Source organism: Streptomyces sp. NPDC019937 (assembly GCF_040631655.1).
GTDB lineage: Bacteria > Actinomycetota > Actinomycetes > Streptomycetales > Streptomycetaceae > Streptomyces.
Genome location: NZ_JBEYAL010000033.1, coordinates 97,426 through 104,745, shown reverse-complemented (window position 1 = coordinate 104,745; position 7,320 = coordinate 97,426). Strand labels below are relative to the sequence as shown.

General features: G+C 73.3%; 8 protein-coding genes. 3 read left to right on the top strand and 5 right to left on the bottom strand.

The window, feature by feature from the left end; all coding sequences use genetic code 11:
• Both ABZ562_RS29605 and ABZ562_RS29600 read left to right on the top strand, forming a co-directional pair.
• On the top strand, nucleotides 1-1,616 hold a 1,616-nt coding region (locus tag ABZ562_RS29605), incomplete at its 5' end, for a PQQ-binding-like beta-propeller repeat protein (protein ID WP_361485355.1).
• A 131-nt stretch (nucleotides 1,617-1,747) separates the two neighbouring features.
• On the top strand, nucleotides 1,748-2,326 hold the full coding sequence (locus ABZ562_RS29600) for a hypothetical protein (RefSeq protein ID WP_361485353.1): 579 nt from the start codon (nucleotides 1,748-1,750) through the stop codon (nucleotides 2,324-2,326).
• A gap of 26 nt (nucleotides 2,327-2,352) precedes the next feature.
• Here ABZ562_RS29600 and ABZ562_RS29595 read toward each other — a convergent pair whose 3' ends face one another.
• Genes ABZ562_RS29595 through ABZ562_RS29585 form a run of 3 tightly spaced genes read right to left on the bottom strand, consistent with a single transcriptional unit; the run spans nucleotide 2,353 to nucleotide 4,721 of the window.
• Entirely contained in the window at nucleotides 2,353-3,120 is a 768-nt protein-coding gene (locus ABZ562_RS29595; protein WP_361485351.1) for an enoyl-CoA hydratase/isomerase family protein, read from the bottom strand.
• Nucleotides 3,117-3,566, bottom strand: a complete 450-nt coding sequence (locus ABZ562_RS29590) for an OB-fold domain-containing protein (protein WP_361485349.1) — start codon at nucleotides 3,564-3,566, stop codon at nucleotides 3,117-3,119. Before ABZ562_RS29590 ends, ABZ562_RS29595 begins: the two co-directional genes overlap by 4 nt.
• A gap of 9 nt (nucleotides 3,567-3,575) precedes the next feature.
• Nucleotides 3,576-4,721: a lipid-transfer protein gene (locus ABZ562_RS29585; RefSeq protein ID WP_361485347.1), complete on the bottom strand. Its 1,146-nt coding sequence runs from the start codon at nucleotides 4,719-4,721 to the stop codon at nucleotides 3,576-3,578.
• A gap of 103 nt (nucleotides 4,722-4,824) precedes the next feature.
• On the opposite strand from ABZ562_RS29585, the gene ABZ562_RS29580 reads away from it, so the two are divergent.
• The gene (locus ABZ562_RS29580) at nucleotides 4,825-6,426 is read left to right on the top strand and encodes a FadD3 family acyl-CoA ligase (protein ID WP_361485345.1); all 1,602 of its coding nucleotides are present in this window, start codon (nucleotides 4,825-4,827) and stop codon (nucleotides 6,424-6,426) included.
• Nucleotides 6,427-6,491: 65 nt separating this feature from the next.
• On the opposite strand, the gene ABZ562_RS29575 is transcribed toward ABZ562_RS29580, so the two are convergent.
• Complete coding sequence (locus tag ABZ562_RS29575) at nucleotides 6,492-6,671, bottom strand: hypothetical protein (RefSeq protein ID WP_361485343.1); 180 nt, start codon at nucleotides 6,669-6,671, stop codon at nucleotides 6,492-6,494.
• Nucleotides 6,672-6,901: 230 nt separating this feature from the next.
• Nucleotides 6,902-7,159, bottom strand: a complete 258-nt coding sequence (locus ABZ562_RS29570) for a hypothetical protein (RefSeq protein WP_361485341.1) — start codon at nucleotides 7,157-7,159, stop codon at nucleotides 6,902-6,904.
• Between the last annotated feature and the right edge of the window lie 161 nt (nucleotides 7,160-7,320).

Below are 7,320 nucleotides of genomic sequence, written 5' to 3'. Positions count from 1 at the left end.
GGCACGGGGCGCCCGCCGGAGCGGGCGGCTGGGAGCCGGCGGGCACGGGTGATCCGCGCGGCGGCCTGCGCGCGCCCGACGCGCCCGGCCCGTCGAACGCGCTCAGCTCCATCGGCCCCGGGCGGCACGCCGCCCCCTCCGCGGCCGCGCCGTCCGCCCCGTCCCCGTCCGCTCCGTCCGCGCCCGTCCCGTCGGCGAGCGCGCCCGCTCCGGCGCCCGCCCCGCTGACCACCGGGGCCGACGGGCCGGTCCGGCTGCACAACTCCCAGGTGGCCATCGGCCCCGGGCTGCGCGCCGCCGACACGCGCGACCCGCACGCACGGCACGACACCGGCCCCGCCACGGGCTGGGTGCGGCCGCCGGGGATGACCCACGGCGGGCCGGGCGGGGGAGAGGCCGCCGCCACGGGCGCGGTCCCGCCGCCCACCCACTCCCCGTCCACCGACGCGGCCGAGCCGCCGGGCGCGGCGGGCCACGGCCGCTGGCGCCCCTGGCGGTTCCGCATGTCGAACGATGTGTGGGGCACCCCGGCGGTCGCCGGCGACCTGCTCTACGTGACCTCGTTCGAGGTGCACGCGCTGGACGTGGGCACCGGGCGGCGGCAGTTCAAGACCCGCGACGTGGCCTGGGCGATGGCCGTGGAGGGCGGCCGTATCCACGCCTCCGACGGCCCCACCCTGTACGCGCTGGACGCGACGGACGGCTCCGAGCGGTGGCGGCTGTCCACGGACGGCTGGGTCTACTCGCTCAAGGTCGACCGCGGCACGGTCGTCACCGGCACCCGCGGCGGCGGCGTCCAGGCCTGGGAGGCGGCCAACGGCGAGCTGCTGTGGGAGATGCAGGGCATCCAGACCGACTTCGAGACGCCCGAGTCCGGCCCGGCCGTGCACGACGGCACGGTCTTCGTGTGGTCGGACGCCCGGCTGCGCGCACTGGAGGCGCGTACGGGCGCGGAGCGCTGGTCGTACCCGGTCGGTGACACGGCCTCCTGCGGCGGGGTGCCGCTGCGGCTGCTCCCGGCGCCCGACGGGGTCGTGTACGTCTCGGCCGGTACCCGGGTGCTGGCGATCGACATCGCCCGCGGGGAGGTGCGGTGGCGTTTCGAGGCGCCCGCCGTCTTCCTGAGCGCCCCGGCGTACGCGCCGGGGCCCGCGGTCACCGGCGGTGGTGTCTACATCGCCGACTACCTGGGCACGGTCTACGCGCTCGACGCCGCCAACGGCCGCGACCGCTGGCGCATCGCCACCGAGGCGCGCGGTTCGATCGAGCCGGTCCTGGTGGCCGACGGCTCCGTCCACCTGGGCAGCGGCAGCGCCCTGTACACGCTCGACGCGGTCACGGGCACCCCCAAGTGGCGCTTCGCGGCGGGCGGCGACGTCATCGGCTCCCCGGTCGTCGCCGACGGCCGCGTCCACTTCGGCTCGGCCGACCACTGCCTCTACACCGTCGACGCGGCAGGCGGCCAGCTGCGCTGGAAGCTGGCCACGGGCGGTGAGATCACCGGTTCGCCGGTGGCGGCGGGCGGTGTGGTGTACGCGTGCAGCAAGGACCGCTGCGTGTACGCGCTGGACGCGGTCAAGGGCACCGGCCAGTCGCGCCCCGCACCCCGTCCGTAACGGGCGTGTACCCAGAGGTCCTGTGCCCCCCGAAGTGACTATGGGGTACGGGACGGCGTTGCTAGGGTGGCGTGCACTTGTCAACCAACCACAGGTTGGCTTGATTGCAGCTTTTCCACGGGGGTAATTCCATGCAACGCCGTTCCTTGCGCCTGCCTGCCGTCGCCCTGGTCGGACTTCTCGCACTCACCGGATCGCTCACCGGATGCGGAAAGAAGAAGAGCCACGGCCTCGGAGGGGGCAACGACGGATTCGTCTCCGGCGGCACCGGCGGCGACGAGCCCGCCTCCGGCCCCAGCGGACTGTCCAGCGACATCCCCACCGACCTGTCGAGCGGGCCCTCGGACCTGCCGTCGTACGGCGCCCCGACGCCCTCGGACCCCTACTCCTACTCCGCGCCGCCGACCTACAACCCGGACGCGACCAGCGAGACGAGCGGCACCAACTGCCGCTACGACCAGTCGACCAGCCAGTTCAAGTACGACGTGACGGTCACCAACACCGACACCACCCGCAGCTTCCGCTACTCGATCAGCACCAAGTGGAACGACTACGCGGACGAGGGGCTGCTCGGCTACGACAGCCAGGACGTGACCGTGCTGCCCGGGCAGAGCGAGACGTTCACGGCCGCCGCGAGCTACACCATCACCAAGCGCACCCAGTACACCTGCCAGATCAGCCTGGCCAGCAAGTCGCCCACGAGCAGCTGACGCGCGCCCAGGTCACCGGATGCGGGTCACCGGGTGCGGAAGCCGGGCGTGCGGGCCGCGAAGAGCGCGGCCTGCGCGTCCGGCGGCCGGTTCCCCAGGGCGATCAGCTGCGGGGCCCGGGCGAGCGCCTGCGTCAGCGCCGCCTCCTTCGCCGCCCACACCGCCCGTACGGTCCCCTGGACCGCCTCCGTCGGGTGCGACGCGATGACGGCGGCGGCCCGCACCGCCGCCGCCACCGCCTCGCCCCGCGGCACCACCTCGCTGACCAGCCCCGTCTCGTACGCCCGCCGCGCCGAGACCCGCTCGGCCGTGCCCATCAGCGCCATCCGCGCGACCTCCCCGGCGGGCATGCGCTGCGCCATGTAGACGGCCTCGTACGCGCTGACCATCCCGTAGGAGGTGTGCGGGTCGAAGAAGGTCGCTGTCTCGTCGGCGACGATGAACTCGGCCTCGCCCAGCAGATAGAACGCCCCGCCGCAGGCCATCCCGCCCACGGCCGCCACGACCGGCTTCCACAGGTCGTTCGCCTTGGGGCCGATGTCCCGCAGCGGATCGTCCATCGCGTACGGGGACGGCGGCTGCGGGACCGCGACCGAGCGGTCGATCCCGGTGCAGAACGCCCGCTCGCCCGCCCCGGTGAGCACCACGGCCCGCACCGACTCGTCCCGGCGCAGGTCCCGCCACACGGAGGCCAGTTCGGCGGCCGTCGCCAGGTCGATGGCGTTGTGGCGCTCGGGCCGGTCCAGGGTGACCACCGCGACCCCGTCGTCCCGGGGCTCCACCGCGACCGTCATGGCCGCTCCAGCAGCCAGCGCACCACGGTGGGCCCGCCCGGCAGGGGGTGGAAGGCGGCCCGCACCGGCGCCCCGATCCGTATCCGCGCCGGGTCGACGGAGTTCAGCGCGGCACCGGCGGACGCGACCAGGTTGCCCACCAGCCGGATCCGCGGGGCCTCGGCCAGCTCGACGAGGATCACGTTGTACGGGGCCTGCGCCGCGTAGGCGGGCAGCAGCGGCGGATGCGGCAGGACGTATGACCAGATCCGGCCACGCCCGCTCGTCTTCGTCCACAGGCTGTCGAAGGACTGGCAGTGCGGGCAGCAGGGCCGGGGCGGGAAGCGCGGTTCGCCGCAGCCGGCGCAGGTCTGGACGCGCAGCTCGCCGCGGGCGGCGTACTCGAAGAAGGGCGCGCCGTCCTCGTCGGGCACCGGCCGCAGCGGTTCCGTCGTTTCCGCGGTCATGGGGTGTCGTCAACTCCTCAGCAGCAGGGCCGATGTGGGAACCCCCTCGCCCGCCGTGACCAGGCAGGTCGCGGCGTCGGGGACCTGGGCGGTGCTGGTGCCGCGCAACTGTCTGACCCCCTCGGTGATGAGGTTGAAGCCGTGCACGTACGCCTCGCTCAGCCCGCCCCCGCCGGTGTTGAGCGGCAGCCGCCCGCCCAGCTCCAGCGCGCCGCCCTCGGTGAACGCGGCGCCCTCGCCGCGCCCGCAGAAGCCGTAGCCCTCCAGGGACAGCGGGATCAGTGGGGTGAACGCGTCGTAGATCTGCGCCACGTCCACGTCCTGCGGTCCGAAGTCGGCGCCTTTCCACAGGCGGCGGGCGGCGGTCCAGGACGGGCCGGTGAGCGGGTCGTCGTTCCAGTAGTTGACCATCCCGTGGGCTTGCGCCGGCAGCCCCTGGGCGGCGGAGTGGACGTAGACGGGCGGGCGGGCGCAGTCGCGCGCCCGCTCGGCGGAGACGATCACGCAGGCCAGCGCGCCGTCCGTCTCCAGGCAGTTGTCGAACAGGCACAGCGGTTCGCTGATCCAGCGGGCGGTCATGTACATCTCGCGGGTCAGCGGCCGTTCGTACATCATCGCGGCGGGGTTCTGGTTGGCGCGGTTGCGGCAGGCCAGCGCGACGTTGAAGAAGTGGTCGCGGGTGGCGCCGTACTCGTGCATGTAGCGGCGGGCCAGCAGCCCGATCTCGTCGGCGGGCCGCAGCAGCCCGTACGGCCGGGTCCACTGGGCGGGGGTGGGCAGCTGGACGCGGGTGTTGGTCCAGGGCCGGGGTCCGCTGCCGCGTTTGCGGGAGCGCCAGGCCACGCCGACGCCCGCCTGCCCGGTGGCGATGGCGGCGGCCAGATGCGCGACGGTCGCGCAGGAACCGCCGCCCCCGTAGCCGACCTTGCTGAAGAAGGTCACGTCGCCCGCGCCGATCGCCTTGGCGACCTCGACCTCGTCGGTCTCCTCCATGGTGTACGAGGCGAAGGCGTCCACCTCGGAGGGGGCGATCCCGGCGTCGTCGAGCGCGGCCAGGATCGCCCGGCAGGCGAGCGTCTTCTCGGATGCGGGGAGGCGTTTGGCGAACGCGGTCTGGCCGATGCCGACGATCGCCGTCGCGTCCTTCAGGCCCATGGCCACCTCCGTACGTCGCGGTCACCGGTGCTGACAGCGGGGAAGGCTACCGCTAATCTGACGGGTAGTCAGCTAGTGGGAGTCGCTGTGCTGGAGGCGGGACATGGCCAAGTGGCGGACCATCCCGGCGCTGATACGGGACGCGGCGCGGACGTACGGGGGCGCGACCGAGGCCGTCGTCGAGGGCCGCGCCCGGATCTCCTACGCCGACCTCGGCGCCCGCGTCGAACGGGCCGCGGCCGCGTGCGTCGCCTCCGGCGTCGAGCGGGGCGACCGGGTCGCGATCTGGGCGCCCAACACCGCCGACTGGATCGTGGCGGCCCTCGGCGCGGTCACCGCGGGCGGCGTCCTGGTCCCGGTCAACACCCGCTTCAAGGGGGCCGAGGCGGCGTACATCCTGCGGCGCACCCGGGCCACCCACCTGTTCATCACCGGCACCTTCCTGGGCGCCTCCTACGTGGCATCACTGCGCCGGGCGGCGGAGCGCGGGCCGGGCCAGGGGGTGCCGCTGCCGGGGCTGCCCTATCTGCGCGAGGTGATCGTCCTCGCCGGGGACGCGCCCGAGGACTTCCGCACCTGGAAGGACTTCCTGGCGGCGGGCGAGTCCGTGCCGCCTCACGCCGTACGGGAGCGGGCCGACTCCGTACGCCCGGGCGACCCGTCCGACATCACCTTCACCTCCGGCACCACGGGCGACCCCAAGGGCGTGGTCATCACCCACGCGCAGACCCTGCGGGTCTACGACACCTGGAGCGAGGTGACGGGGCTGACCCACGGCGACCGCTACCTCATCGTGAACCCCTTCTTCCACACCTTCGGCTACAAGGCGGGGATCATCGCCTGCCTGATGCGCGGCGCGACGATGGTGCCGCAGCCGGTCTTCGACGCGGACACCGCGCTCGCCCGCATCGCCGCCGAGCGCATCAGCGTCCTGCCCGGCCCGCCCACGCTGCACCAGGCGATCCTGGACCACCCGGCGCGCGACGCCCACGACCTGTCCACGCTGCGCCTGGTCGTCACCGGCGCCGCCGTCGTCCCGCTGGAGCTGGTGGAGCGGCTGCGCTCCGAACTGCGCGTCGCCACCGTGCTGACGGCGTACGGCCTGACGGAGGCGTCCGGCACCGTCACCATGTGCCGCCGTGGTGATCCGCCGGAGACCATCTCCGCCACCTCGGGCCGCGCCATCCCGGACACCGAGATCAGGGTCGTGAGCCCGCTGGGCGACCCGCGCCCGCCGGGTACCCCTGGCGAGGTCCGGGTCCGCGGCTACCACGTGACGCGCGGCTACTTCGAGGACCCGGTCGCCACCGCCCGCGCCATCACGCCGGACGGCTGGCTGCGGACGGGGGACATCGGCGTCCTCGACGCCGAGGGCAATCTGCGGATCACCGACCGGATCAAGGACATGTTCATCGTCGGCGGCTTCAACGCCTATCCCGCCGAGATCGAGCAACTCCTCGCCCGCCACCCCGACCTCGCCGATGTCGCCGTCGTCGGCGTCCCGGACGCGCGCCTCGGCGAGGTCGCCAAGGCCTTCGCGGTCCGCCGCCCGGCCGCCACCCTGACCGCCGACGACCTGATCGCCTGGTCCCGCCGCGAAATGGCCAACTACAAGGTGCCGCGCCATGTGGAGTTCGTGCCGGAACTGCCGCGCAACGCGAGCGGCAAGGTGCTCAAGCACCGCCTCCGGGGCCGCCCGGCCTGAAACGACGGCGTGGGGCCCAGCCGCAGCGGCTGGGCCCCACGCCTGGAGTGTCCGGCGGCGCGTGGTCAGCCGTCGGTGCCGTCCGCCTGGGCGCCGGAGACGGGCTGGGGCGAGTCCGGGTGGGCGTCCTGCGTCGTGACGCCCACCCGGTCCGGATGGGCGTCGGCCAGGGCCGGGGCCGCGGTTCCGGCGGCTATCGCTGCTGCGAAGGCGAAGGAGACGAGGGCCTTCTTCGAGTAGGTCATACCAACTCCTGAAGCTGCACGGGCGTTTGCTAAGTGAAACGCAAGCTTATTGATATGTGAATAAGTGTTCGATGAAACTGTCTTGAAATCATCGATAAATGGCGCAAGCGGCGATATGTGCGACTCATGTGCGGCTCACTATGGCGAGGGACCGGTGTTGGTGGCCTCCCCTCCGGCCCACCAACACCGGTCCCGCCATGCCGTGCTCCGTCGGCGGCCGCCGACGGTCTCTACTTGGCCGCGCTGTCCGGGTGGCTGTCGAGCGTCGTGATCTGGGCGGCGCCATCCGGGTGGCTGTCGGCCTGGAGCGGCTTCGTGCTGTCCGGGTGGCTGTCCTCAGTGCCGATGCCCGGGCTGTCCGGGTGGCTGTCGAGCGTGCCGATGCCCACCCCGTCCGGGTGGCTGTCGGCCTTGAGCGGCGACGGGCTGTCCGGGTGGCTGTCGAGTGGCCGGTAGGCGTCCGACGTGGGCTTCTTGTCCTGACTCACCAGGATCAACTCCATTGAACTCGGTCGGTTGGGGCGCACAACGCCCGTCCGGCGACTCCCCCGTGGGTCGCCGGACGGGCACAAGGCCGCTCACCCTAAAACGAGGCAAGAAGTGGCCTCTTCACCGACCCGTCTGCCCCCCGCGGGGACGGATCGACAGC

What these genes read in the sequence shown, in the direction of transcription:
- ABZ562_RS29600 (WP_361485353.1), top strand. Translation starts at nt 1,748, where the DNA reads ATGCAACGCCGTTCCTTGCGCCTGCCTGCCGTCGCCCTGGTCGGACTT.
- ABZ562_RS29595 (WP_361485351.1), bottom strand. Translation starts at nt 3,120, where the DNA reads ATGACGGTCGCGGTGGAGCCCCGGGACGACGGGGTCGCGGTGGTCACC.
- ABZ562_RS29590 (WP_361485349.1), bottom strand. Translation starts at nt 3,566, where the DNA reads ATGACCGCGGAAACGACGGAACCGCTGCGGCCGGTGCCCGACGAGGAC.
- ABZ562_RS29585 (WP_361485347.1), bottom strand. Translation starts at nt 4,721, where the DNA reads ATGGGCCTGAAGGACGCGACGGCGATCGTCGGCATCGGCCAGACCGCG.
- ABZ562_RS29580 (WP_361485345.1), top strand. Translation starts at nt 4,825, where the DNA reads ATGGCCAAGTGGCGGACCATCCCGGCGCTGATACGGGACGCGGCGCGG.
- ABZ562_RS29575 (WP_361485343.1), bottom strand. Translation starts at nt 6,671, where the DNA reads ATGACCTACTCGAAGAAGGCCCTCGTCTCCTTCGCCTTCGCAGCAGCG.